The organism is Francisella frigiditurris (assembly GCF_001880225.1).
Lineage (GTDB): Bacteria > Pseudomonadota > Gammaproteobacteria > Francisellales > Francisellaceae > Francisella > Francisella frigiditurris.
In genome coordinates, this window is the sequence record NZ_CP009654.1 from 889,360 (window position 1) to 912,583 (window position 23,224).

Sequence of the window (23,224 nt, forward strand, 5' to 3'; positions counted from 1 at the left end):
CTTATATAGAGTTTTGATTTGCATTAATATTTGCAGCTAGAGACTTCTTTATTATAGTTTTTAGTAGTTCTGCAAAACGGTGGTTTGGATTATTTCTTAAGCAGTTAAGAGCATATTGCTGCAAAATTCCAAGAGGTAAGGTTATATCATCCCTCATTTGAATAGACTTTTCTTTTACAGGGTTTGGGTGTAAAAAAGATTCATCTTTATTTGTAATAGAAAATAAATATTTTTTGGCTAAAGTGTATTCATTATGTAGTTCTTTCCAAAAATCGCTGTATTCGTTGTCTTTGCTTATATGTTTAGTTAAATCAAAATTGGTTTGACCAATGCTTTGCAGGGCATTATCAAAAATACCCTTAATAATTAATGAACGATTATATATTCTTTTTAGAATATCTAGGTTTGTTTGATCTTCTTTTGCTAGCGTATCAATAGCAGTTCCTAATCCATAGAAAGCTAAAATATTTTGTTTCATCTGCATCCAAGAAGTACCGTAAGGGATTGCACGTAAATCATTAAATTTTATTTCTTCTCCAGAATTTCTTTTAGCAGGGCGTGAACCAATATTCATATCACTAATATATTTTAAAGGTGTTATCTCTGTTAGGTAGCCCATAAATTTTTGATGATTTTTTAGTTTTGAGTAAGCATTAAAGGAAAGTTTACCTATGTCAGTTATAAGCTTATTTTCTGTAGCGTTTAACTTTTGAGCATTATGTAAGTTAAGTTTACCGTATAACCCAGAAGTTAATATTTGTTCTAAGTTGTATTGTGCAGTGTCTGAATTTCCAAATTTCGAGGATATACTTTGCCCTTGAATAGTTACTTGTACATCATGGTTTGAAACTACATTTGATAAACCCTTATAAAACAAGAACATATCTCCACCACCACGAGAAGGGGGTCCGCCTCTCCCATCAAAGAAGATAGGTTTTATTCCTTTGGATTTAAAATATTCACTAAGCGATTTTTTAGCTTCGAGTATAGACCAGTTAGCCATAAAATAACCACCATCTTTAGTTCCATCAGAAAATCCTAACATAATTGTTTGAGTGTTTTTCCAAACAGATAAATTATCTCTATAAAGTTTTATTTTAAGCAGCTCATCAATAATAGTGGTTGAGTTTTCTAGATCATCCATTGTTTCAAATAAAGGAACGACTTCAATTTTTATTTTTTTATTTTTAGTGCCTTTATTGAATAATTTAAATAAAGTTATTACTTCTAAGATACTAATAGTAGAGTTTGCATTACTTATAATATATCTTTCAATAGCTTGATAGCTATTTTGCTCTTGTATTGATTGGATGGCCTCAATAGTTGCAATTAGTTCTTTAGCTAAATTACTGCTTATCTTTAACTCATTAAGAGTTTTTTCTTCACACAATTTTACTAAAGCTTCAGTCTTCTCGTCATTAGTTAATTTGTTGTAGTTTAATTTATAATTCTTTCTAAATATTTCAGTGAAGAATTCGTTATGAATTTTAGCATTTTGACGAATATCTAATTTTGCAAAATGAAAACCAAATATTTTAGCCTTTAAGATAAGGTTATTAAGCTTGCCGATAAATAAAGAATCATATTGAGTTTCTACAGTTTTTTTAATTTTACTCAAAGCATTTATAAATTGTTGAACTGTTTCATATTTATCAGCCTTTAATCTTTTTCTTATTTTTAAAAGATCTTCATGAACTTTATCAAAAGTAAGCTTTTTGATTAACTTTTTTAAATCTTTGTTGTAGCAGTCAAAAATACTTTTTCTTAAGTGAGATGAAACATTCTTTGTCACTAAGGCCGTAACGAAAGGGTTTCCATCTCTATCTCCACCTGGCCAAAAACCTATCTCAATGTTTGTATAATCATCTGTAAGTTTATGTTGAATTTTTGGGATGGTATTGTAAAAAACATATTTTAAATACCAGATTATAGATTTAGCTTCATTTTCTGGGGAAGGTTTAGCTTTATTACTAAACTTGGTTTTTCCCATTTGTAAGAAGATATCACGCACTTTGTTTATATCATTCTCTATAATTGCTTTTTTTAGATCATTAATTATAGGTAACACAAGTTTTGCATAGAATTGTGTTGGGTGAGCAGTAAGTACTAATCGAGCTTTATATTCTTTAAGCTCTTTTGAAAAGGTATTTTGTTTTTTGTTTTGTTCAACTTCTCTTATTAATCTAGTTATGCTGTACTCGCCATTTAAATCATGTGTTTTTGCATAAGCAGCCTCTTCAAGAGCATCTATTAGAACTATTTGTCTTTCTATAAATCGAATAAATTGGATAAAGATTTTAAGCTTTTCCTCTTCAGATAATTCTGAAAATGAGTTTTCAACAATCTCTATTGAGTTTTTACCATTTGCTAATTCAGTTTTACAAAAATTTGAAAAAGCTTCTAGTTTTGAATTCGCATAATGTTCTTTATCAAGAGGTAATCCTAAAAAAAGTCCATTCAGCATTTTATATTTAAGTTCAACTTCTGATTTGTAATGTTCTAGAAGTTCATTTCTAATTGAATAAAACGACATATTAAATCTCCTCATCTCTCAGAAGTATTTTAACAGTGTTCGAGCAAAAGGAAATAAAAATAGTTATTTGGTTGGTGTAATAGAATCTCTATAATTTTTAAACTCTAATTGTTCAAAACCTTGTTTAAGTTCATTTAAGGCTTGGCTGTAGCAATTATCTGTATATTCTAGAATAGCTTTTTTATCTGACTCCAGTGAGGCTTGTTTATATATGTGTAAAAGGCTTGCTTGTAATTTCTTACTAACTAGAAGATTATTACTTCCATAAGTCCTAATAAACTCAAAACCACTTTTAATAAACTCTTCAAGAGGTATCTCGGTCATGAAGATTTTTTCATAAATAACATTGCTATCTTCTTTATTATTTTTTAATAAATAATCAATTAACCTAGTGGAAGAATCAATTACAGATATAGCTGTTCTTGGATCATTGATTCCAGGAGAGAGGGCTTTACCTGCTATTTCATCTAGAAGCTCAAGGCAAAAGATAGGATCTTCAGAGTAGATTCTTTCATCAGATAGGATGAAGCTATCAAAAATTTGATCTAAATCATTACTTTTTAGGTTCTTTGTAGTTTCGATATAAGCAACTCTATCTAATATTGTTAAGTGAGAGCCAATAGGCTTTACAATATATATATTGGTATCTTTTTCTTTACAAAAATTGTTTAAAGTAGCAAAATCAATATCGGTTAAAAATCCATAAGATTTAGAATATATAGGTATAGCATTTTCAGGTATTTGGTCTTTAACTAATATATGACAACTTTTGTAAGGATTTTTAATATAATTATCGATTGCTGATTTGGCTTGCTTTTCAGTTATTATCGGTAATATTTTAATTTGTCCAAGTCTAGCGATACTATCAATCCATAAGATAAATGTAAAGATTACCCAACCAATAACACTAATAGTTAAAACAAAAATTAAGAAGATACCTGAATGGTTGAAGGAATTTGACTTAACACCTATTGTTGCGACTATCCCAAAAATAAAAGCTCCAATAAAGCTAGATGTCGCTTTTTTAGAAATATTGTCTTGAAGTAGTAAGGTTAGAACTCGCGGTGTACCAGATTTGCTTGCAGAAGTATAAGCAGAAATCATAGAGCCAACAGCAAAAGTTACTACAACTAACATGCTAGTATTTATTATTGAAAGAAGGGTAGTAACTGTTTCTGCAGTAACTCTTTTAGGATATAAATTAAATATCTTAAACTCTTGAAGAAAGTAGCATATGGAAACTCCTAATATAGCAAGTAAACAATATGCTGTAGGTTTAAACCATAGTTTTGCTTTTAGTCTATATAAGAATTGCTTCAAATATATTATTAATTTAAACATTTTAAAGTATCAGTCTATTTTATAACTGATATTCCTCCCATATATTTTACAAGTGCTTGAGGTATCATGATTGAACCATCTTCTTGTTGATAGTTTTCCATAATAGCTAATAAGGTTCTACCAACAGCTAGTCCGGAACCATTTAGTGTGTGGACTAGTTCAGGTTTTTTCATATCTTTATTTTTATGTCTAGCCTTCATTCTACGCGCTTGGAAATCTCCACACCAACTACAAGAAGAAATTTCTCTATAAGTATTTTGTGATGGTAACCATACTTCTAAATCATAGGTTTTCTTTGCACTGAAGCCCATATCTCCAGTACATAATTTAACTACACGGTATGGAAGCTCTAGTTTTTGTAATATCCTTTCAGCATGAGTTGTTAATAGCTCTAAAGATTCTTCTCCGGTTTCTGCGGTTGTAATATGAATTAACTCAACTTTTTCAAATTGATGTTGCCTTATCATACCTTTAGTATCTCTACCGTAAGAACCTGCCTCACTTCTAAAACAAGGAGTATGGGCTGTATAATGTAAAGGTAAAGAGCTTGTTTCTAAGATTTCATCTCGTACTAAATTTGTCACAGGAACTTCAGCCGTAGGAATTAAACTATATTCAAATTCACCTTGTAATTTAAATAAATCTTCAGCAAATTTAGGAAGCTGTCCTGTTCCATATAAACTGTCATTATTAACCATATATGGTACATATAGCTCTTCATATCCATGTTTTTCTATATGAGTATCAAGCATGAACTGAATTAGCGCACGATGTAATCTAGCTATTTTATTTTTCATAACAACAAATCTGCTACCTGTAATTTTTGCAGCAGACTGAAAATCAATCATTCCTAGAGCTTCACCTAAGTCAGCATGATCTTTAGCGGGTGCTTCTGAATGAAATTGACGAGGAGTACCCCATTTTCTAACTTCAACATTTTCACTTTCATCTTTGCCAATAGCAACATCATCAGCAGGTAAATTAGGCATTTCAAGCATTAGATCATTGATAGAATCTAATAACTCTTTTAGCTTTTTCTCTACAGTTTTTAATTCTTCATTAATTTGTCCAACTTTTTTGAAAATATCACTAGCATCTTTGCCTTTAGCTTTTCTTTTACCAATTTCCTTAGAAATTGCATTTCTTTGTTCTTGAAGCTCTTGAGTTTTTTCTTGAAGGACTTTTCTCTTATCTTCAAGTTTTTGGAATTTTTTTATATCAAGTGTATAACCACGAGTAGCTAATTTTTCTGCAACCTCTTGCAGGTTATCTTTTACATATTTTGCATCTAACATAAAATACCTATTTTGAAAATTTAAAAATTGGAGTGCCAGTCATTTCCTTAGGAATATCTAAGTTCATAACAGTTAAGATTGTTGGAGCGATATCAGAAAGCTTCCCATGTTCTAAGTTTACTTCAGCTTTTTTACTACCTACATACACAAATGGTACAAGATTAGTGGTATGTGCTGTATGAGGTTTGTTAGTTTTTGGATTAACCATCATATCAGCATTTCCATGATCTGCTGTGATAAACATATTTCCATCATTATCTAATATGGCATCTTTAAGCTTCCCTATACATTTATCTAGATATTCGATAGCTTTAATAGTTGCTTCATAATTACCAGTATGTCCTACCATATCAGAGTTTGCATAGTTACAAACTATACAATCGTATTTACCGCTATTAATAGCATTAATTAACTTATCTGTAACTTCAGGAGCTGACATTTCTGGCTGTAAATCATACGTTGCTACTTTAGGTGAAGGAATTAAAATTCTATCTTCCCCTTCAAACTCATTTTCCTTACCACCATTAAAGAAGAATGTCACATGTGGATATTTTTCAGTTTCAGCAATTCTCAATTGAGTTTTATGGTTTTTAGCAAGTATTTCGCCAAGAGTATTTTGTGGTTGCTCTGGAGGAAACGCTACGGAACAATTTAATTTAGCATCATACTGTGTGAGAGTAGTAAAATTTATGTTTAGATGCTTTTCTCTATCAAAACCAGAGAATTCAGGATCTACAAAAGCATGACTTATTTCCCTTGCTCTATCGGCTCTGAAATTCATAAATATAACACTATCACCATCAGTTATATTTACTAGTTCATCATTTTTCATTATGCAGGTTGGAATTACAAATTCATCAGTCTGATCTCTTAAATATGATTGTTCTAAAGCTTCGATTGCTGAGTCACAAATAAATTCGGAGTTACTATTTACTATAGCGTCGTATGCAATCTCAACACGAGACCAGCGATTATCTCTGTCCATAGCATAATACCTGCCAGATACTGTAGCAATATATCCTAAATCTAATTTTTGAAGTAGCTTGTCAGCTTTTTCAATAGATTCTTTTGCTGATTTAGGAGGCATGTCTCTACCATCTAAGAAGGCATGCAAAAAAACTCTTTTAACTCCTTTATCTTTTGCCATCTTTATTGCTGCAAAAATGTGTTCTTCATGAGAATGAACTCCACCTGGAGAAAGTAGACCCATTAAGTGTAAGTTAGAGCCATTTTTAACAACATCATCCATTGCTTTACAGAGAGCTTCATTTTTCTCAAAAGAGCCATCCTCGATAGCTTTATCTATTTTGGTAAGCTCTTGATAAACTATTCTTCCAGATCCAATATTTACATGTCCAACCTCAGAGTTGCCCATTTGTCCTTTTGGTAATCCAACGCCTAGACTAGAAGCATTTAATAAAGTTTTAGGATAAGCCTTCCATATGCTGTCCCAGTTTGGAGTGTTGGCATTTTTGATAGCATTGAAATAGTCGCTTTCACTATATCCCCATCCATCTAGAATAAGTAAAAGAGTCGTTTGTTTCATAAAAGCTCCAGTGAGTTTTTATTAAAAAGAGAATTAATGATAATTATAACTTTATATTTAAGTTTTGTCTGCTTTGTTATTAAAAAAGTTGTAGCTTTTGAAGTGTAAAGTAAAGATTTGTTTTATACTATATTATTTTGATGATTATTAGATTTCTCATCACTAGCATCATAGATCTTTCTTATTATATATAGAGGCCTTTGTTTAGTTTCAATAAATATTCTTCCTATATATTGACCCAACATGCCAATGCCTATCATTTGTAGACCACTAAAGAATAACAAGAAAGTTATTATAGATGGATACCCTGGGACATTGACACCAAAAAGTATAGATTTAAAGATGATAAATGAACCATATAAAAAACCTGATAGGGCGATTATAACACCTAAGTATGACCATACTTCTAAAGGGGTTTTGCTAAAACTAGTAATTCCATCTATAGAAAATTTAAATAATTTCCAATAGTTCCATTTTGTTTTTCCAGCAGCACGTTCTTCTCTTGCATGATAGATGACTTTTTCTTTAAAGCCAATCCAGCTAAGAAGACCTTTATTAAATCTAACTTTTTCTTTTAACTCTAGAAAGGCATTAATAGCAGCACGATTTAATAATCTATAGTCTCCAGCATTTGGAGTAAGTTTAGTATCATCACTAATTTTGTTAATTAATTTATAAAAGGCTCCGGCTGATTTCTTTTTCATTAAAGAATCAGTATCTCTATTTTCTCTTACAGCAGTTACAACCTCATATCCCTCTAGCCAATAATTTACCATTTCTAATATTAACTCTGGAGGATCTTGTAGATCCGCATCTATAGATATAGCTGCATCACCATTACAGTTTGCAAAGCCTGCATATAGAGCTGACTCTTTACCAAAGTTTCTAGATAAATCAATTATCTTAATTTGAGGTATAGATTTTTGTTTTTCTATTAGTAGCTCCAAAGTATTGTCAGTACTTCCATCATTTACAAATACTAGTTCATAGTTAGTCGGTAATTCATTTAGTATTGGTAGAAGTCTTGAGAATAATATATCTAAACCTTCAGCCTCTTCCTTTACTGGAACTATAATGCTTGTTAAAAGTTTCTTTTCTGCCATAAGACAAAGGGATTTGTATTTCTAAATATAGTAACTTTATATTCTATGCTGTAAAAAATCCACTAATCTTTAAATTCATTAATATAATTTTTACTGTTATAATCATAGATTACATAAGATTGTTTGATACTAAGTTTAAAAATGTCTAAACCTTTAGCGTTTAAGAAAGTAGCAATAATAGGGAAGCATTATAGAAAGACAGTAAGTGAAATGGTCGAAAGCCTATATCATAAACTGACAAAACTTGGTTTTATTGTAACAATTGAAAAAGAATCTGCAGAAGATCTGAGCATTAAAGTAGAAAGTGTGATGACTTTAGAAGAAATTGCACTAACTAAAGATGTTGCAATTATCATAGGAGGCGATGGAAACTTCCTCCAAGCTTCTAGAAAAATGTCTATATACAATAACATTCCTGTAATAGGCGTAAATAAGGGCAAGCTTGGTTTTCTAACTACAATAAACTCTGATGAAGAAAGCATAGATAAAGAGTTGATACCTATTTTGAATGGTGAAAATAGTAGTGCTAATATGTTTATGTTAAAGAGTGTTGTAGATAATAGACATAATGTATCTCCTGAAAAATCTGTAGCCTTAAATGAAATAGCTATTACTGCTGGTAGTGGTAGGATGTTCGGTTTAAAGGTTTTTATAGATGGATGGTTTGCCTTTGATCAAAGGGGCGATGGCTTAATTATAGCTACTCCAACTGGCTCTACTGCTCATGCTATGTCTGCTGGTGGACCTATATTGAATCCAAACCAAAATAGCATCGTGATAGTTCCTATTTGTTCACACTCATTAAATAGTAGACCTTTAGTTATATCATCTGAAAGTAGGGTTGACATAATTGTCACTAGATACAATGATCCTTCGCCTGTTTTAAGTATAGATGGACGAAATGAGATAATATTAAAACCCAGACAAAAAGTTACAATAACTAAATCTCAGAAAAAAGTGAAAGTATTACATACTAAAAGATATAACTATTATGATACTCTAAGAAATAAATTAGGGTGGAGTAAAGTTTTATTCTAATTCTTTAAGATATAAATAATTCAACTAAGATAATTACCGAAAAAATAGAAATAAAGCATCCAGAAACAAATTCAATTTTTTTAAGCTGCTTAAAGAATGTGCCTCTTAACTTATCATTTCCAAAAAATATAGCTACTATCATAAACCAAAGTACAGTTAGTAAAGCGATCATTAACCAAATTGCTAAAACCCCAGTGTTTGAAAGCTCTTCAACTAAGCTTAGCATTGAGCTAAAAAATATAATAGCTTTTACATTAGCTAGGTTTGTAAACGCTCCCATCAAGAATACTTTTTTCTTAGTAATGTTGTTAAAGTTTTGAAGATTATTTACATGGGTTTTAGAGTTTGAGCTAGTATCATCTTTTGAAAATACATTTTTGAAAAGATTTATCGCAATATATATTAAGTAACTCACACCAATTAAAATTATTATTTTAAATAACCATGGTTGCTGATGTTGTAAAAATGAGCCAAGCCAATAAGTGATAAAGCTATTTAATAAAATTCCTAAGCCAATGCCTAAAGCAGTAATAGTGCCATAGCGATATCCATATTTAATTGAGTTGCTAATAGTTACAAAAAAATCCGGTCCAGGTAATATTAGACAACTTATATGCAAAACTATGATTGATAGAAAAATTAGCATTATATTTGTCCCTCCAAATTTTTTATATTTATACTGTAGCCTCGTTCGAAATTACTATAAAATATTAGCATTAAGATTAGGTACTCAATGTATATAAATGTCTGAGCAAAAGCAAGAGAATTTGAGGCAGGTTAAAAGCTTTGTTAGAAGAACTGGAAGAGTTACTAAAAAGCAGCAAAGCGCCATAGATAATTTTTCTGAGAAGTATATGCTTCCTTATGATGCAAATAATAAAATTAATTTTAAACAAATCTTCAACAATGATAATGATGTTATTCTAGAGATTGGTTTTGGTATGGGATTCAGTCTTGTACAAATGGCTTTGGAAAGTCCTAACAAAAATTATTTTGGGATAGAAGTTCATAAAGCCGGTGTAGGTAATATTATTCATGAAATTGAAGAGAATAAAATTTCGAACCTTTTGATTATGAATCATGATGCTGTAGAGGTATTTAAAAACAATTTAGAAGATGGTTGTTTATCTGGAATGCAGATATATTTCCCTGACCCATGGCATAAGACTAAACATAATAAAAGAAGGCTTGTGAATAACGTGAACTTGGAATTGTTTGCTTCTAAAATAAAAGTAGGGGGAGTCTTACATTTTGCAAGTGACTGGCTACCATATGCAAAAGAGGTGTTAAAACTTTTAGAAGCGGATGCAAGCTTTGAAAATATGTATGAAGGATTTGCACCAAGACCTGAGTGGCGTCCTTTGACAAAATTTGAGAAAAGAGGTCAAAACTTAGAGCATCCTATATCGGATATTTTATTTAAAAGAATTTAAGGAAATATTTTGAAGATCGCAAGATATAAAAAAGGTTTTATAAGTGTATCTGATTATGATAGTAAATTACATTTTAATAATGTTTATTGTCCGGACTGTGGAAAAGCTAAGGTTAAATTAGTTCGGAAAGCTAATTCTAATCCATATTTTGTGTTTGTAGATGGAGAGGGTGAGCATGATGAACTGTGTCCATATTTTGAGCAAGCTATAAAAGAAGATGTTATAAAAAGTCTTCTGAGTAGTGAATCAAAAAAAGATATGAGTAAACTAAACTTTCTTGTGAATTCTAATTTAGAAAGGTCTATAAATCTACTATCAAAACTAGAGAATGATGGAGATTTGAATTATGAAAATATCTTGGATTTGATGCCTAAGAAAAGACAATTTTTAGCAGAGAAAAGGATAAGAGAATATAAAAAACAGAATATTCAATCTATCAATGCGGAAGAGTTAGGATCATATTTAGAAGAGATAAAAAATAAATATGTTGTTGTATACGGTACGGCAGGTATTTCTATATCTGATATTGAAGATAGTAAAAAAATAATTTTTAAGATAAATAAAGACTCGAGGTTTTCTATTTTTTTAGCGCCACAAAAGGCAAAATATTTAAAATATAATGGTGGTATTAGAGCTAAATTTGCGGTATTTGGTAAAATAAAAGTTAGTGGAGAGCATGTAAATATTGAAGTGCGTTCGACTAGGGATTTAGTTATTAAAGAGTGATTGAGCTATGAATATTATAATAAGAAACGAAAAGCTTAAAGATCAGGAAGAAATATATAAAGTTATTGCGCAAGCTTTTGATAGTGATGATGAAGTAAAGTTAGTCAGACTATTACATGCTAGGCATCATGGAGTTATCTCATTAGTGGCAGAGTTAGGAGGAAGGGTGGTTGGTCATATAATTCTTTCAGAGATGTCATGTGACGATGTTGATAATATAAAAATATTTGGACTTGGACCTATGGCAGTTTTGCCAGAGTATCAACATAAAGGAATTGGAACAAAATTAGTCAAATCGGTTATACAATCAGCAAAAGATTCAAAAATAGATGCTATTTTTGTATTAGGTCACCATAACTATTATCCAAAATTTGGCTTTCACTCTACAGATGAATATAAAATACTAAGTGAATATGATGTTCCTGCAGAAGTATTTATGGTATTTGATATAACAAATAAGCTAAAGATATTAGAAAATAAAACGGTTAAATATGCAGAGGAGTTCAGTAAAGTATTTTAACTAGTTTTTAACCATCCTGTAATGCTTAAGCGCTTACCCGATAATATGGGAAGAACTTCATGTTCTATTGTTTTACTATCAAATATAATTATTTTTCCATTGGTAGGAGAAATTTCTTTAGTTCCATCTTTTAAATAAAGTTTAAGTTCGCCACCATTATTTATTGTCCAGGTTTTATTTAAATAACAAACAATAGATATAACTCTTCGATCATCATTTTGGAAAGTATCTATATGTTTTTTATAAAAAGTTCCTGTAGGGTAGATAGCATAATGAAACTCTTTTGAAATAATTCCAGCAAAGCATGTTTTGTTTAAATAATTAACAAAATCATTTATTTTAAGAAAAAAAGCATGGGCATGTTTAGTTTCATCTAACCAATAAATAAAGTCTCCTCTGATATTCTTTTCTATAGTTTCAGTAAGTCTATTACCCACTGCAGATTTTCTAAATTTATCTTCTTTATTTAAGGTGGCTAGTTCTTTTCTTAACAAATCTGTTTCATCATTTTCTAGCCAGTTTTCAACAATCGAATATCCATTGCCTAAGTATTCAGATATCATTTTTTCATAAAAAGGATTTAAAGGAGTATTGATCTGCTGATACATCAAAAATATATGTGATGTTATAGTGATAGGATTATATATTAGATATTAAATATAGGTTATTAAATTTTTATAATAAAATCATCCAAATACTCATCCTCACCGACTTCATATTCTGAAATTGCAATATGCTTAGCTGATTTTTTTAATTCATGCATTTTTTCAGTAGAGCCAGTTATTAAATGGTGCCATTCTGGTAAATCTTTTCCTTCAAAAAGCCTTTTATATCCACAAGTTTCAGGAAGCCATTTATGAGCGTGATTTTTTAGCTGCTTATATGTTAGTTGTATACAATCTTTTACTAGTTTTTTTCTTTCACTATACATAGCGCATTGGCATTTAGAAATATCTAATAATTTGCAGCTAACACGTGTGTAATGAACTTCATCAGTTTCTTCATCTTGTAGTTTATTTAGACAGCATAATCCACAACGATCACATATAGATTCCCATTGAGTATTATTCATGTCTTTTAGATCAATTTCTTTCCACCATCTGTGCATAATTAGCTTTTATATGTATAATGTTAGCCTAAACATTTTAATAGTATAATAAATAAGTGGGAAAAGCCACTTCAGTAGAAAATCTAAAGGTGCAAAATGAAAACTACAGCAAGAGCTAGAAATAATGCGAGACTATATGCAGTTCAAGCACTTTATCAAAGAAAAATAGCAGAAACATCATATGATGAGTTAAAGGTTCAATTTTATTCAGATAATGCAGATAGGCACGAGACTGATTGGGACTTTTTTTATAGATTGATTGATGCAGTGAATAATTATGAGTTAGATATCGATAAATATATTGAGGAAAGTGCGAATGAAGGTATTGATTCAATAAATTATGTCGATTTAGCTGTTTTAAAAGTTGGAGTTGCAGAACTTATGGAGTGCTTAGAGAATCCATATCAGATTATTATAAAAGAATATGTTCAGCTAGCATATAATATGGGAACTGAGAAAGGGTATCTATTTGTTAATGCTGTTTTACAGAAGCTTTCTCAAGTTATCAGAGGTGAAGAGTAAAGTTATCTTGAGATGCTAAAAAGTTGAATTTTTGTCTATGTTCTTTTTGAGCATCCTTATCTAGTGTAGATTTTAATATAGACTCTTTATACTCTTCGTGACGTAAGATATCTCCGTTAAAGTCAATAATCATACTATCTCCAGAATACTTAAGATTTGGGTCTTCTCCAACTCTATTACAAGCGATAACAAATGTTTGGTTTTCTATTGCTCTAGCTGTTAAAAGAGCTTGCCAATGCTTACGACGGGATTCTGGCCAACAAGCCACATTTATTAATATGTCGTATTCATTTTTATTGCAGTTGAATACGGGAAATCTTAAATCAAAACATACAGTTAAAAGTATTTTAAAACCTTTATATTCTATGATTTCTCGCTTATTTCCTCCGATATATTTTTTATCTTCTCCAGCATGGACAAATAAATGGTTTTTGTCATAAGTGAATACTTCCTTATTTGAAGTTACAAAATATAAGCGATTTGCTATTTTAGAAGAATTGGTAAATGTAGCAGCACTACCAACGATAGCAGTATTTTTACCTTTAACTTGAGAGTACATCCACTCTATTACATCTTCTTCATTACTTGGAGATGTTGTTGGATTCATAATGAATCCAGTGCTGAACATTTCTGGTAATACTATTAAATCAACATCATTTTCCAAAGAATTAATCTTTTCAGCAAAATTTTTATAGTTTTGTTGCTTATTTTCCCAAACGATATCGCTTTGAATTACGGCTACTTTTAAATTTTGCATAATATCTCAGCTCCTTTAATGATAGCGTCATCCTTTTTAGCAAAGCATAACCTTAACAGTCCATGTTCAGGTTTTTCATAAAAAGAAGAGCAAGGAATTAGTCCAACTCCATACTCTTTAATTAAGCGAGTACAAAACTCCATATCATTCTCATCTGATATGCCTCTATAATCTAGTATCTGGAAAGGAGAGCCTTCCCACGCCAATAATTTAAATTGAGAGTTTTTTAATTTTTCTCTAAGTAAAGCATTTTGCTTTTTATAAATTTTATTTAAATTTAAATAGTATTCAGGATGTTCTACAATACCATCAGCTAAAGCTAGCTGCATTGGATGTGATGGGGAAAATGAGCTGACTTGCTTTACTACTATAATATATTCAATAACAGCTTTAGGAGCAATGCAGATTCCAATGCGCCATCCTGTCAGATTGAATGTTTTACCAAGAGACTGGAATACTACAAGTTGATCACGTAATTCAGGAATTTCTAAAGCACTAGTGAATTCATCACCAGCATATATATGTTCATATACCTCATCAGCAAACAGTAGGATATCTTTGCCTTTTATAATTTTAGCTATCTCTTGATATTCCTCTTTAGAAATAACAGTACCCATAGGGTTATGAGGCGAGTTTAGAATAATTACCTTAGTTTTATCTGTAATAGCATTGGCAATAGCTTTTACATCTATTTTACCACTTTCTTGAAGTTTTAATCTTACAGGAATACCTTGGTTCATGAGAGTAACGCTATTATATGGATCATAAGTTGGATCAAAGAATATAACTTCATCTCCTTTTTCAATATATGAAGTTAAAACAGCGTATATAGCTTCTCCAGCACCTGAGGTTATTATAATATTGTCAACATCTACATTAGTGTCATAACAGATTTTGACTTTTTCTTTTATAGCTTGACGTAACTTAGGAGCGCCAGGAATAGGGGCATATTGGTTAAACCCTTTTTTCATATAATAAGTTGTTTTATCAATAAACCATTCAGGAGTATCAAAATCAGGAGCACCTTGAGTAAAACTAACAGCATTATGTTGAGCGGCCATTGTAGCCATTTTTCCATATACAAATGGGGTAGTATCTAAATATGGTTTTGCTTTTATCATTTTAAAATAATTCAAAAATTAGGTAATTTTGATTATATATTACAGTTGCTTTTAATGACAATATAAACAGAGATTTATTATGTAAGAAAAATTGATTATTTTAGTATTTTATTAAGTTCTTGAATAGTTATTTCTTGTTTTTCTTGAGTCTTGCGGTTCTTATATTCAATTAAACCTTGCTCTAATAATCTGTCACCAATTATCACGTGATGAGATATGCCTATCAAATCTGCATCAGCAAACATCACTCCTGGTCTAGCACCTCTATCATCCAATAGCACTTCTATACCTTGTGATATTAAGTCAGCATACAGTTCATCAGCTACTTTTTTTACTTCATCAGATTTTGTATAGTTTATAGGTAGTATAGCAACTTGATATGGGGCTATAGCTTCTGGCCAGATTATCCCATTCTCATCATAAGATTGTTCAATAGCAGCAGCAACTACACGGCTTACACCAAAACCATAACATCCCATTAGTATTGGTTTGCTTTTTCCATCAGGTCCTATAATTTCAGCTTTCATAGGTTTTGAATATATGTCTTCAAGTTCAAAGATGTGTCCAACTTCTATTCCATTAGTTAATTGTAAGGAGCCTTTATTATCAGGAGAAACATCGCCTTCAACTACATTTCTAATATCAGAAGTTTCATAATCCTTAACATCCCTATCCCAATTTACATTCATATAGTGATAGTCATCTTCATTAGCACCACAGCAAATATCAGTAATCATCATAGCGCTATAATCAGCTATGATTTGGATAGGGCAGTTAACTATTCCTAGTGAACCTGGATTAGCATTAAAAAGTGAAAAAATTTCTTCACGAGTTGCCATTGTATATGGGGCAGATATTTGTGGAAGTTTATTTATCTTTGTTTCATTTAATTCATGATCTCCACGAATGACTAGAGCAAAGAAATTATTATCCTTATCTTTTATAACCATCGTTTTTATTGATTTTTTGACATCAAGCTTCATCTCATTACAAAGCTTTTCGATAGTCTTCATATTTGGAGTGTAAATTTTCTCAATAATATTATTAGAATTGGTTCTTGAGTTTAAATTTGGTCTAGCATAAGTAGCAAGCTCAATATTTGCTGCATACTCACTTCCATTACTATAGCATATGATATCTTCACCAGCATTTGCTAATACTTGAAACTCATGGCTATTATCTCCACCGATAGCACCAGTATCTGCTTTAACTGGACGGTATTTTAAGCCTATTTTATTAAGGATATTTGAATAAGTTTCATACATTGTTTGATATGTGTTATGCAAACATTCAGAATTCTCATGGAAAGAGTATGAGTCCTTCATAATAAATTCTCTTGCTCTCATAACACCAAACCTTGGGCGAATCTCATCTCTAAATTTAGTTTGTATTTGATAAAGGTTTAATGGAAGTTGCTTATAGCTCTTTATAACGCTTCTAGCCATATCAACAATAGGTTCTTCATGAGTTGGGCCATAACAGAAGTCTCTATCATGTCTATCTTTCAGTTTTAGTAGTTCTGGTCCAAATTTATCCCATCTATGAGTTTCTTGCAAAAGCTCTGACGGAAGTATACTTGGTAAAAGAAGTTCACTTGCTCCAGATTTATTCATCTCTTCGCGAACAATATTTTGTACTTTTTGTAGTACTTTTAATCCCATAGGCAGCCACGTATAAACTCCTGAAGCTAGCTTTTTAATTAAACCAGCTTTTAGCATATATTGATGACTAATAAGAACAGCTTCTTTTGGAAGTTCTTTGGTTGTAGCGATAAGTGCTTGAGAGGCTTTCATCAAATTATTTCTAATAGTTCTTAATGTTGCTAAATTATAGCAAAAAAAAATATTATCAAATAACAAAAATGATTCCAGACAGTGAAGTTGAGGAGATTATGAAAAACTAAGGAGTTATTCAGTATAAAACTGTCTAGAATCATATTCTTTAAGTCGAATAAATATGAGAAAGAATTTTTTGGCTCCCCGAGACGGACTTGAACCGCCGACCAATTGATTAACAGTCAACTGCTCTACCGACTGAGCTATCGGGGAACTGGTGACGGGTATTGTAGCAAATTATGACATTGAGTCAACACCTTATGAGATAAATATTGTTATTTTTATAATTTTTTTGTTAAAAGCCAATAATTTTCAGGATCAGAAGGGCAAAGATGAGGTCCGCACTCAATAAAAACACTAATTGTATTGGCTAAGGTTAATATAATTATTAAGGTAACTGCTATTTTACATATAAGAGGAACTTTAATATCTATTTTTTCATTTGGGCTAAATAATCCTGCAACTGCTGAATATATTATAAATACAGCGCTTATTATGAAATTCCATGTATACATATGTAGAGATAGAAAAGCATCTCCATAATTGCCCGTGCCTGGAACAATATGAAGTAGTATTTGAGTAAGAGCCATACTCGCATTTAATACAGCAACTAGTACTACAAAAAAATAATGCTTTGATTGATTGCCATGGATAAGATTTAGAGTAAGTCCAAATGTTAATAAACAAAGAGCAATTCTTTGAAATACACATAAAGCACATGGTAACTCATTTAAAAAAAGTTGATAATAAAAGGCCATGCAAAGAACGATAGTTAATCCTATTATTGCTATAGAATCTAAAGTATTTAAAATTTTTCTCCTGACTTCCATGAGTTCATTCCTTATAGCTGTATGTTTATATATCTTATAGTGTGAGGAATAAAGACTATAAGTAGAAGAGTTAGTGAAATAATGAAAAATGTTAATGCTAATTTATACTTTTTAGTTGTAGCAGAAATCAAGCATATAAGTGAAAAGAGAAATATTAATAAAATCATAAGTTAACTCCCAGAATTTTTTATAGAAAAATTTTACAGCAATAAATATTAAAAGAATATTTAAATAAATAATAAGGCTTATAAGAAAAATTTATAAATACTATAGATACACTTAGGGCTACCTGACAATCCACAATATGAGATAAGAAATGAGGAGAAAATGTGAAACTGCAAGGCAGTCCTAAGTGTAACTTGTAAGGGTTATAAACCCTTATGAAATCAATAAATGCATATCAAATTTCTATCTGGCTCCCCGAGACGGACTTGAACCGCCGACCAATTGATTAACAGTCAACTGCTCTACCGACTGAGCTATCGGGGAACTTCTATTTGCTATAATAACTATGCAAAAATATGAAGTCAATATATTTTTTAGCATTTTCCACTTCTAGCTAATTATGTTATCATTTTAAATTAATTAAATTCTAAAGTTAGGTGCTTCAAAATGGCTAATGACGTTGAGATAAGACAGCAAGAAGTTGTTGAGGAATTGTTTTTTTTTGAAGACTGGGAAGATAAGTATGATTATGTTATTTCTTTAGGTAAACAGCTGCCTATTTTTCCAGAAGATAAAAAAATTCCTGAAAATATAGTAAAAGGTTGCCAATCACAAGTTTGGTTTGATTATGAATATAGTGAAGGAAGGCTTCATTTTATAGCAACTAGTGATGCTCTGATTGTATCAGGACTTATAGGACTTTTGTTAAGGGTCTATAATGATGCTAGGCCTAAAGATATAGTAGAGTCTAATATTAGCTTTATATCAGAAATAGGTTTTAGTAATAATTTAAGTGCTACAAGAGCTAATGGACTTAAATCAATGTTAGACTTTATATATATAACAGCTAATAAATATAATTAAAATGGTCAAAGTGGCAGATATACTGATTTGTCGTCCAGAAAAAGATGCAAAAGTTTTAAGAGATATTTTAATTGAGCATAATATTACTTCTGTAATATTACCCACAGTTTCAATTGATTATTTAGATTTTTCTTTTGATAAAAGAGTCTTTACGGATATTATTTTTACTAGTAAGTATGCGGTACAAGGTTTTTTTGACGTATATGATGAAGTTGTTCTTAATAATATTAAAATATGGGCGATAGGAGAGAGTACAGCAAAAGTTCTTTTAGGAAAAAATCTCTTAGTTAACTATCCAGAAAAATATAATTCTGAAGCGCTGTATGATCTTTTATCAATAAATGGGTTTGATGGTAAAAAGATAGCTTTAGTTAGTGGAGAAGGTGGAAATGACTTTTTAGAGAAAACTCTTTCAAAAAATGTCGAGTGCAAAAAAATTAAAACATATAAGCGAGATTTTCAAAATCCAGAACAATTATTAGAAAAATATAATCATTATTTTCATAATAAATCTCCTAAAATAATAGTTACGACAAGTCTAGATGTGTTTAATGCTTTAAATACAATTTTTCCTATAAATTCAAAACCTATAAATTCTATAGTTACAATAACAAGCACAAAAATGCTAGAATGTGTAACAGCAGAGGGCTTTAAAAAGACTTTATTTTTAGAAAAAGTTGATAATCAAAGCATTTGTGATGTTATTAAGAAGTTTTTTGAAAGGAATTAATATATGTCAGGTAATGAAATTAATAATCCAAATAAAGATATAAAACAGAAAAGAAGTAAAGCTATTCCTAGCTTATCATTAATTATTTCATTAGCGGCTTTGGCTGGGAGTGGGTTTACATATTTGAGTTTTAAAAATACTAACTTAACTCAAGATCAAGGAGTTGGCCAAGAAATTAAGATTAATAGCTCTAAAATTGAGAGTTTTCAAAAAAACTTGGAAGATATAGAGTCTTCAAGAGGTCAAGTTTTAGCTAGTCTTAATGATCAAAATCAAGCTCAATCACAAAGCATTGCAGCATTACAAAAGCAAATAGAATATTTAAATGCGCAAGTAACTTCACCGACTAGAGATGTTTATACAGATTTATCTATAATAAATATACAATCTGCTATAGATTATTTAACTTTAGCAAAAGATGTAGCTTTATTTTCAAATGATACAGTTAAGGCTAATAGTTTAATTAATGTAGCTTTTCAAAAGCTTCAATCTGTACCAACAGTAGAAATAAGTGCATCAGAGCAAGTAAGTGTGAGAAATGCTTTAAAAAATCATACTACATCGACAGATGTGATCAGAAATTTTATAGTTATTGAAGGACAAATTGCAGGTTTAACCTTAGTTACTCCTGAAAATGCAACTCAACCTAAAACTCAGAATAGTAGTGATGATAAGAGTAAATTGCTTGGCTATTTAGGCTCAATGGTTGAAATTCAAGATATATCAAAGGATCAGAAATTAATAGCAACGAAAGAATCTCAGCAATATATATCAGATACTTTATATATGACTCTTATAAATTTACAGAATGCATTATACATAAATGATGAAACATTTATTAAACAGGCAAAAGATAATTTATTAAATATTCTAAAAACCTATTTTGTTCAAGATGATAAAGCAAAGCAGGTAATATCTGAGATTGAAAAATTGCATACTCAACAGTCTGGAAGCTTAAGTGATGAAATTGATAAGTTGATAGATAAATTAACAAAACAACAAAATCAGTTAATATCAGAAGCTAAGCAAAATTCTAATAGTATTAAGGAAAATTAAGATGCTAAAGATTTTTAAATTTATAGTAATAATAGCTTTAGCGACTGTTTTGGGCTTATTGGTTTCAAAATATGATGGCTATGTAATGATAGTGGTTGCTGGAAAAGTGATTAAATTGAATCTTGTGTTTTTCAGCTTATCAATATTGGTCTTAATATTTTTACTTTTCTTTGCATATAGATTGGTATGTGTTTTAGTAAATATTCCTATAGCTTTAGGGAAGTGGTTTTTAGGTCTCTTTTCAGCGAATAAGGAGCAAAAGTTTGCTGATATAATTTCTGGAGTATCTTTAGGTAATAAAGATAAGATCTTAAATATAAATCTTTCAAAATTAAAGAAGACTGTTCCTAAAGATCTACAAGAGTATATAACTTTTGCTAAATTAAAGTTAATAGCAGAAGCTGAGAAGGCAGAGGACTTAGAAAAAGAGGTAGTTAAATTAGATCCTAAAAGTTTTATATATAGGTACTTTTTAATTTATACGCAAGCTTTAAGACATCAGTATCACGAAGCAACACTGGGTATAAATGGTCTTCTTTTAAATGAGAAAAGAAAAGAGTTTAAAAAAGAGATTGTTTCACTTGCTGTGAAAATTGCTATAGCTAAACAAGATTCGGAATTTGCTTTTAAACTATTAGATAGATATTCAGATATCATCCAAGATGAAGTGAGAAAAGACTTAGCTATTCTTACATTAACTGGGGCTACAAATTTAAGTGATCTTAAAAAAACATATAATGATTTTGATCAGTTAAGTGATGATGTTGAAATAGCATATGCTAGTAAATTATTAAAGTTTGATGAACTTAAAAGTGCAGAAAAAGTTTTGAAAAAACTTATACGATCTGAAAATGTTAATCCATCAGCTTTGTATATTTATGTAACAGCGTTTAGTACTAATTTATCTAGAGTATTTAGTAAGGTTTGTAATGATGAAAATACTAATATAGATAGTATGTTAGTATTGTTAGAGTTAGCAATGATTAAGTCTGAGAAAGATATTTTTAAAGATACAAACGAGTATATAGAAAAAAACTTTGCTGAAAAAATGAGCGTTCAGCAAAGAGAAAAGTATAATCATATCTTATGTAAGTTCTTTATAAAGAATGGTGGCGCATCGGGTATAGATTTATCTGTTTCAAAATTAGTTTATAGTGATCAGGAAGAGCATGATGCAAATTAAAAGATGGTTCTTAGATAATAGTTTAAGAAATTATCAGTATGTTATTTATGATGATGTAAATGCTATTGTTGTAGACCCATTAAGAGCTGATATATATAGTGATTTTTTAAATAGTAAAAAATTACAATTAAAAGCTATTTTAGTAACTCATAAACATGGTGATCATATAGCTGGAGTAAATAAACTTCTAGAAGAATTTCCTTCAGCTAAGGTTTATGCTTTTGAGGAAAATGATAGATTTAAGCCAGATGTTTATGTGAAAGAAGGTGATAATCTTGATTTAGGATTTTGTAAAATTAAGGTTTTCTATACACCTGGACATATAGCAGATCATGTTTGTTATTTGTTCGATGATGAGAAGGCTTTATTTTGTGGAGACACATTGTTTAATGCTGGAGTTGGCGGAGTTCAAGCGGCGACAGCAAATGTTAAAGATCTTTATCACTCCATATCCAAATTAGTTAAGCTTGATCGAGATATAAGGCTATATCCAGCACATGATTATTGGGAAGGAAACTTAGCCTTTGCATTAAGTATTCTGCCTAATGATGAAGCTTTTTTGCATTACAAAGAAACAGTAGTTCCTCTTGTGGCAGACCACAAACCCATAGTAACTCTTTCTGAGGAAAGTAAATTTAATATATTTATTAGGTCTTTAAGTGACAATAAGCTAAGTGATGCTTTACCTAATTATAAGTTGGGTCAAGAAATGTTTATTAAATTGAGAGATTTGAAGAATAATTTTTAGTTAGCTTTATCTTTGTTGTCTTTTTTATTATTGGCATTCTCTTTTGAGTCATCATTTTTTTTCTGATCTTCAGGCTCTATTTTGACCTTGTTTATTTCTCTAGTGAAGCCCATGTTAATGCCAACTTTTTGTAGTTTTATAATATCTGGAGCCATAGCTCTTTGACTGTCATATGGTCCTATATACATTCTTATCCAGTTGCCAACTTCTTCAAATTTTGGTTTTAAGCCAACACTTTCCATTTTTTGAGTATAATATTTTGTTTCATTCATATTTCTGAAAGAAGCTACTTGGAAAATATATGTATACTTATATTGGGCTCTTTCACTAGAAGGAACAGCATCTACTTCAACAGTCTCATTTTTTAGTTTGTTGTAAAAAGTAAATGTCATTTTATCAGCATTTTTAATATCAAGATCTTTATTGAAATTAGCTTTATCATCACTATTTTCGGTATTTTGTTCATCTGTTTTTTGAGAGACTTCTTTAGATGGTTGACTACTTTCTGTAGATTCAGCTATTGTTTTAGCTTCTTCAGCCTTTTTGTTTTTTAGATGTTTGTTTATTATTTTTGATCCAACAGCCACTGCTAATAATAAAACAACAATAACTATTACTAATTTTTTTTTCTTAGTATTTTTAACTTCTTGTTTCTGTTGTACTTCTTCTTCCTGTTTTTTCTTAGGAATATCTAGTTTTGAAAGATCTCTCATTTTAGTGTTATAATTTTGATTGTATGAAGATACACAGTAATTTATTAATGTTATACT

23 protein-coding genes and 2 tRNA genes are annotated in these 23,224 nt (G+C 30.3%); 10 read left to right on the forward strand and 15 right to left on the reverse strand.

The window, feature by feature from the left end; genetic code table 11:
* Position 1: 1 nt before the first annotated feature.
* The 5 genes from KX01_RS04365 to KX01_RS04385 form a co-directional block, all read right to left on the reverse strand.
* The gene (locus tag KX01_RS04365) at positions 2-2,533 is read right to left on the reverse strand and encodes a phosphoenolpyruvate carboxylase (RefSeq protein WP_071663825.1); all 2,532 of its coding nucleotides are present in this window, start codon (positions 2,531-2,533) and stop codon (positions 2-4) included.
* Positions 2,534-2,596: 63 nt separating this feature from the next.
* Complete coding sequence (locus KX01_RS04370) at positions 2,597-3,874, reverse strand: DUF2254 domain-containing protein (RefSeq protein WP_071663826.1); 1,278 nt, start codon at positions 3,872-3,874, stop codon at positions 2,597-2,599.
* A gap of 14 nt (positions 3,875-3,888) precedes the next feature.
* Complete coding sequence (serS, locus tag KX01_RS04375; protein ID WP_083578898.1) at positions 3,889-5,169, reverse strand: serine--tRNA ligase; 1,281 nt, start codon at positions 5,167-5,169, stop codon at positions 3,889-3,891.
* A gap of 7 nt (positions 5,170-5,176) precedes the next feature.
* Entirely contained in the window at positions 5,177-6,715 is a 1,539-nt protein-coding gene (gene gpmI, locus KX01_RS04380) for a 2,3-bisphosphoglycerate-independent phosphoglycerate mutase (RefSeq protein ID WP_071663828.1), read from the reverse strand.
* A 122-nt stretch (positions 6,716-6,837) separates the two neighbouring features.
* Positions 6,838-7,818, reverse strand: coding sequence for a glycosyltransferase family 2 protein (locus tag KX01_RS04385; protein ID WP_071663829.1), 981 nt, complete (start codon positions 7,816-7,818; stop codon positions 6,838-6,840).
* A gap of 141 nt (positions 7,819-7,959) precedes the next feature.
* On the opposite strand from KX01_RS04385, the gene KX01_RS04390 reads away from it, so the two are divergent.
* Positions 7,960-8,856 (forward strand): NAD(+)/NADH kinase, encoded by an 897-nt coding sequence (locus KX01_RS04390; protein ID WP_071663830.1) that lies wholly within the window; start codon positions 7,960-7,962, stop codon positions 8,854-8,856.
* Between the two features lie 4 nt (positions 8,857-8,860).
* Here KX01_RS04390 and KX01_RS04395 read toward each other — a convergent pair whose 3' ends face one another.
* Positions 8,861-9,502 carry a LysE family translocator gene (locus KX01_RS04395; protein WP_071663831.1) on the reverse strand — a complete coding sequence of 214 codons (642 nt, stop codon included), beginning with the start codon at positions 9,500-9,502 and terminating at the stop codon, positions 8,861-8,863.
* Positions 9,503-9,599: 97 nt separating this feature from the next.
* On the opposite strand from KX01_RS04395, the gene trmB reads away from it, so the two are divergent.
* From trmB to KX01_RS04410, 3 genes are read left to right on the forward strand one after another with little or no spacing between them, the layout of a single operon-like run.
* Positions 9,600-10,289: a tRNA (guanosine(46)-N7)-methyltransferase TrmB gene (trmB, locus tag KX01_RS04400; RefSeq protein ID WP_071663832.1), complete on the forward strand. Its 690-nt coding sequence runs from the start codon at positions 9,600-9,602 to the stop codon at positions 10,287-10,289.
* A gap of 9 nt (positions 10,290-10,298) precedes the next feature.
* Positions 10,299-11,015: a hypothetical protein gene (locus tag KX01_RS04405; protein WP_071663833.1), complete on the forward strand. Its 717-nt coding sequence runs from the start codon at positions 10,299-10,301 to the stop codon at positions 11,013-11,015.
* Between the two features lie 7 nt (positions 11,016-11,022).
* On the forward strand, positions 11,023-11,535 hold the full coding sequence (locus tag KX01_RS04410; RefSeq protein ID WP_071663834.1) for a GNAT family N-acetyltransferase: 513 nt from the start codon (positions 11,023-11,025) through the stop codon (positions 11,533-11,535).
* Here KX01_RS04410 and KX01_RS04415 read toward each other — a convergent pair.
* Positions 11,532-12,143 (reverse strand): 2OG-Fe(II) oxygenase, encoded by a 612-nt coding sequence (locus tag KX01_RS04415; protein ID WP_071663835.1) that lies wholly within the window; start codon positions 12,141-12,143, stop codon positions 11,532-11,534. The two genes, KX01_RS04410 and KX01_RS04415, sit on opposite strands and share 4 nt — an antisense overlap.
* A gap of 59 nt (positions 12,144-12,202) precedes the next feature.
* Positions 12,203-12,643: a YcgN family cysteine cluster protein gene (locus tag KX01_RS04420; RefSeq protein ID WP_071663836.1), complete on the reverse strand. Its 441-nt coding sequence runs from the start codon at positions 12,641-12,643 to the stop codon at positions 12,203-12,205.
* A 96-nt stretch (positions 12,644-12,739) separates the two neighbouring features.
* Between KX01_RS04420 and nusB the strand changes: the two genes are divergently transcribed.
* Positions 12,740-13,165 (forward strand): transcription antitermination factor NusB, encoded by a 426-nt coding sequence (gene nusB, locus KX01_RS04425; protein ID WP_071663837.1) that lies wholly within the window; start codon positions 12,740-12,742, stop codon positions 13,163-13,165.
* Here nusB and KX01_RS04430 read toward each other — a convergent pair.
* The 6 genes from KX01_RS04430 to KX01_RS04455 form a co-directional block, all read right to left on the reverse strand.
* On the reverse strand, positions 13,149-13,922 hold the full coding sequence (locus KX01_RS04430; protein ID WP_071663838.1) for an amidohydrolase: 774 nt from the start codon (positions 13,920-13,922) through the stop codon (positions 13,149-13,151). The genes nusB and KX01_RS04430 overlap by 17 nt on opposite strands.
* Entirely contained in the window at positions 13,910-15,043 is a 1,134-nt protein-coding gene (locus KX01_RS04435; protein ID WP_071663839.1) for an aminotransferase class I/II-fold pyridoxal phosphate-dependent enzyme, read from the reverse strand. The genes KX01_RS04430 and KX01_RS04435 overlap by 13 nt, the downstream gene beginning before the upstream one ends.
* Before the next feature lie 95 nt (positions 15,044-15,138).
* The gene (locus KX01_RS04440) at positions 15,139-16,836 is read right to left on the reverse strand and encodes a proline--tRNA ligase (protein ID WP_071663840.1); all 1,698 of its coding nucleotides are present in this window, start codon (positions 16,834-16,836) and stop codon (positions 15,139-15,141) included.
* A 179-nt stretch (positions 16,837-17,015) separates the two neighbouring features.
* Positions 17,016-17,091, reverse strand: a tRNA-Asn gene (locus KX01_RS04445).
* 68 nt (positions 17,092-17,159) lie between these two features.
* Entirely contained in the window at positions 17,160-17,708 is a 549-nt protein-coding gene (locus KX01_RS04450; protein WP_071663841.1) for a disulfide bond formation protein B, read from the reverse strand.
* 413 nt (positions 17,709-18,121) lie between these two features.
* Positions 18,122-18,197, reverse strand: a tRNA-Asn gene (locus tag KX01_RS04455).
* Between the two features lie 123 nt (positions 18,198-18,320).
* Here KX01_RS04455 and KX01_RS04460 point away from each other — a divergent pair.
* From KX01_RS04460 to KX01_RS04480, 5 genes are read left to right on the forward strand one after another with little or no spacing between them, the layout of a single operon-like run.
* The gene (locus KX01_RS04460; RefSeq protein ID WP_071663842.1) at positions 18,321-18,737 is read left to right on the forward strand and encodes a SufE family protein; all 417 of its coding nucleotides are present in this window, start codon (positions 18,321-18,323) and stop codon (positions 18,735-18,737) included.
* 1 nt (position 18,738) lies between these two features.
* The gene (locus KX01_RS04465) at positions 18,739-19,467 is read left to right on the forward strand and encodes a uroporphyrinogen-III synthase (RefSeq protein WP_071663843.1); all 729 of its coding nucleotides are present in this window, start codon (positions 18,739-18,741) and stop codon (positions 19,465-19,467) included.
* Between the two features lie 3 nt (positions 19,468-19,470).
* Entirely contained in the window at positions 19,471-20,523 is a 1,053-nt protein-coding gene (locus tag KX01_RS04470) for a hypothetical protein (protein WP_071663844.1), read from the forward strand.
* 1 nt (position 20,524) lies between these two features.
* Positions 20,525-21,706 carry a heme biosynthesis protein HemY gene (locus tag KX01_RS04475; protein WP_071663845.1) on the forward strand — a complete coding sequence of 394 codons (1,182 nt, stop codon included), beginning with the start codon at positions 20,525-20,527 and terminating at the stop codon, positions 21,704-21,706.
* Complete coding sequence (locus KX01_RS04480) at positions 21,696-22,454, forward strand: MBL fold metallo-hydrolase (protein ID WP_071663846.1); 759 nt, start codon at positions 21,696-21,698, stop codon at positions 22,452-22,454. Before KX01_RS04475 ends, KX01_RS04480 begins: the two co-directional genes overlap by 11 nt.
* Here KX01_RS04480 and KX01_RS04485 read toward each other — a convergent pair.
* Positions 22,451-23,167 carry an SPOR domain-containing protein gene (locus KX01_RS04485; RefSeq protein ID WP_071663847.1) on the reverse strand — a complete coding sequence of 239 codons (717 nt, stop codon included), beginning with the start codon at positions 23,165-23,167 and terminating at the stop codon, positions 22,451-22,453. The two genes, KX01_RS04480 and KX01_RS04485, sit on opposite strands and share 4 nt — an antisense overlap.
* Positions 23,168-23,224: the final 57 nt, after the last annotated feature.

Coding starts and splice junctions, on each gene's coding strand:
- KX01_RS04460 (WP_071663842.1), top strand. CDS start 18,321: ATGGCTAATGACGTTGAGATAAGACAGCAAGAAGTTGTTGAGGAATTG.
- KX01_RS04365 (WP_071663825.1), bottom strand. CDS start 2,533: ATGTCGTTTTATTCAATTAGAAATGAACTTCTAGAACATTACAAATCA.
- KX01_RS04385 (WP_071663829.1), bottom strand. CDS start 7,818: ATGGCAGAAAAGAAACTTTTAACAAGCATTATAGTTCCAGTAAAGGAA.
- nusB (WP_071663837.1), top strand. CDS start 12,740: ATGAAAACTACAGCAAGAGCTAGAAATAATGCGAGACTATATGCAGTT.
- KX01_RS04440 (WP_071663840.1), bottom strand. CDS start 16,836: ATGAAAGCCTCTCAAGCACTTATCGCTACAACCAAAGAACTTCCAAAA.
- gpmI (WP_071663828.1), bottom strand. CDS start 6,715: ATGAAACAAACGACTCTTTTACTTATTCTAGATGGATGGGGATATAGT.
- KX01_RS04420 (WP_071663836.1), bottom strand. CDS start 12,643: ATGCACAGATGGTGGAAAGAAATTGATCTAAAAGACATGAATAATACT.
- KX01_RS04465 (WP_071663843.1), top strand. CDS start 18,739: ATGGTCAAAGTGGCAGATATACTGATTTGTCGTCCAGAAAAAGATGCA.
- KX01_RS04485 (WP_071663847.1), bottom strand. CDS start 23,167: ATGAGAGATCTTTCAAAACTAGATATTCCTAAGAAAAAACAGGAAGAA.
- KX01_RS04470 (WP_071663844.1), top strand. CDS start 19,471: ATGTCAGGTAATGAAATTAATAATCCAAATAAAGATATAAAACAGAAA.
- KX01_RS04395 (WP_071663831.1), bottom strand. CDS start 9,502: ATGCTAATTTTTCTATCAATCATAGTTTTGCATATAAGTTGTCTAATA.
- KX01_RS04415 (WP_071663835.1), bottom strand. CDS start 12,143: ATGTATCAGCAGATCAATACTCCTTTAAATCCTTTTTATGAAAAAATG.
- KX01_RS04450 (WP_071663841.1), bottom strand. CDS start 17,708: ATGGAAGTCAGGAGAAAAATTTTAAATACTTTAGATTCTATAGCAATA.
- KX01_RS04370 (WP_071663826.1), bottom strand. CDS start 3,874: ATGTTTAAATTAATAATATATTTGAAGCAATTCTTATATAGACTAAAA.
- KX01_RS04435 (WP_071663839.1), bottom strand. CDS start 15,043: ATGATAAAAGCAAAACCATATTTAGATACTACCCCATTTGTATATGGA.
- KX01_RS04390 (WP_071663830.1), top strand. CDS start 7,960: ATGTCTAAACCTTTAGCGTTTAAGAAAGTAGCAATAATAGGGAAGCAT.
- trmB (WP_071663832.1), top strand. CDS start 9,600: ATGTCTGAGCAAAAGCAAGAGAATTTGAGGCAGGTTAAAAGCTTTGTT.
- KX01_RS04475 (WP_071663845.1), top strand. CDS start 20,525: ATGCTAAAGATTTTTAAATTTATAGTAATAATAGCTTTAGCGACTGTT.
- serS (WP_083578898.1), bottom strand. CDS start 5,169: ATGTTAGATGCAAAATATGTAAAAGATAACCTGCAAGAGGTTGCAGAA.
- KX01_RS04480 (WP_071663846.1), top strand. CDS start 21,696: ATGCAAATTAAAAGATGGTTCTTAGATAATAGTTTAAGAAATTATCAG.
- KX01_RS04410 (WP_071663834.1), top strand. CDS start 11,023: ATGAATATTATAATAAGAAACGAAAAGCTTAAAGATCAGGAAGAAATA.
- KX01_RS04430 (WP_071663838.1), bottom strand. CDS start 13,922: ATGCAAAATTTAAAAGTAGCCGTAATTCAAAGCGATATCGTTTGGGAA.